This window comes from Enterobacter sp. SENG-6 (assembly GCF_001605945.1).
Lineage (GTDB): Bacteria > Pseudomonadota > Gammaproteobacteria > Enterobacterales > Enterobacteriaceae > Enterobacter > Enterobacter cloacae.
In genome coordinates this window covers 1-1,346 of sequence record NZ_LOMM01000067.1, presented here as the reverse complement: position 1 = coordinate 1,346, position 1,346 = coordinate 1, and the positions used below count along the sequence as shown (strand labels likewise).

The window sequence follows — 1,346 nt, the reverse complement described above, 5'->3', positions numbered from 1 at the left end:
CTTACTGATTTAGTGTATGATGGTGTTTTTGAGGTGCTCCAGTGGCTTCTGTTTCTATCAGCTGTCCCTCCTGTTCAGCTACTGGCGGGGTGGTGCGTAACGGCAAAAGCACTGCCGGACATCAGCGCTATCTCTGCTCTCACTGCCGTAAAACATGGCAACTGCAGTTCACTTAGGGGTCCGCTTGGAAAAAGGAAATTATCCTACGCTAAGCGCATTTTTTGCACAGATGGCTACCGACTGAACGTAACGTGTGAGTCATGATCAGAAATGTGTTAACTCTAGGAATTGACACGACTTACTGTTTGATGGGGAAATCATGTTTAGCTATCTCAAGGCTATGTATCATCAATCAAAAATTCAGGCTGAACTCAAGGTACAGATACATGAACAAACTACGGTTAATGCTATCTGTCATCACCCTGAATCAATCGAGATCATTGCGGTTTGTTCGACTGATGCGTATTACCGAAAACGTAAGGACGCTGCTTTTCTGACAACCTGTTCTGTGCTCATGCGTACTTTAAAAGATGAATCCGTACCGATGGTACTACGGAAAACAGCATGGCGATTATTGAACGAAAGATACCAACGAATTAAGTTAAATCAGGCTTATAGGATAGAAAATTTCTTGCTTGTTGCCGATTTTGAATATGCTCTCGAAGAACATGATGAACTAGCAGAGTAGTACTAGTGAGGCGATGAATACCGACAGTTAACGTGCATGTGACTTAAACGTCCGAAACCGAACGATTACGTACACCATGCCGTTGATCTGTCCGAAAGTAGGCAAAACCAGAAACGGACAGCCTGACAGTTCCGTACATCCCTTGCGGTCAGGGGTTTCCGATCAATGGAACGAAATCACCCGTTAAGCTTGAAAATCTTAACGTAGGATAATTTCCGAATTCCAAGCGGACCCCCAGAAGGATATAAAAGCCAAAATCGCCGCCCTGACCTGCGTCCATTTCGAGGTAACCGAAAACGCCGAGAATCTGCTGCATAATTCTCTTGCCGCCTGGCAGAGCCCACAGGATACCTCACTGTGGCTCGACGACTTCGGCTCCGGCTACGCGGGAATTAACGCTATTCGCGGTTATCACTTTGACTATGTGAAAATTGATAAGGATTTTTTCTGGCACCTGATGCGCAAAGAGTCCGGCCGCCAGCTGATGGATGCGCTGGTGACCTTTTTATCGCGCAACCATCATAATGTGATTATTGAAGGTGTCGAAAGCGAAGCCCATAAAGAATGGCTGCAGGGAATGGAGTGGTTTGCTATCCAGGGACATTACTGGCGGGAAGTCAGTATTGAACAACTGGTCGCCGATGATATTGCCATGTAA

Annotated in this window: 2 protein-coding genes and 2 pseudogenes; 3 read left to right on the top strand and 1 reads right to left on the bottom strand. The window is 46.0% G+C overall.

Annotation, left to right across the window (positions count from 1 at the left end):
- Positions 1-41: 41 nt before the first annotated feature.
- Positions 42-173: pseudogene (locus AX755_RS24960) on the top strand (IS1 family transposase); the annotation flags it as partial.
- 146 nt (positions 174-319) lie between these two features.
- Positions 320-688: a hypothetical protein gene (locus tag AX755_RS21560; RefSeq protein WP_032677090.1), complete on the top strand. Its 369-nt coding sequence runs from the start codon at positions 320-322 to the stop codon at positions 686-688.
- Positions 689-836: 148 nt separating this feature from the next.
- Here AX755_RS21560 and AX755_RS25490 read toward each other — a convergent pair whose 3' ends face one another.
- The gene (locus AX755_RS25490; protein WP_153247013.1) at positions 837-1,004 is read right to left on the bottom strand and encodes a hypothetical protein; all 168 of its coding nucleotides are present in this window, start codon (positions 1,002-1,004) and stop codon (positions 837-839) included.
- Between AX755_RS25490 and mrkJ the strand changes: the two are divergent.
- Positions 924-1,346 (top strand): annotated as a pseudogene (gene mrkJ / locus AX755_RS21555) (cyclic-di-GMP phosphodiesterase MrkJ); the annotation flags it as partial. The gene AX755_RS25490 and the pseudogene mrkJ sit on opposite strands and share 81 nt — an antisense overlap.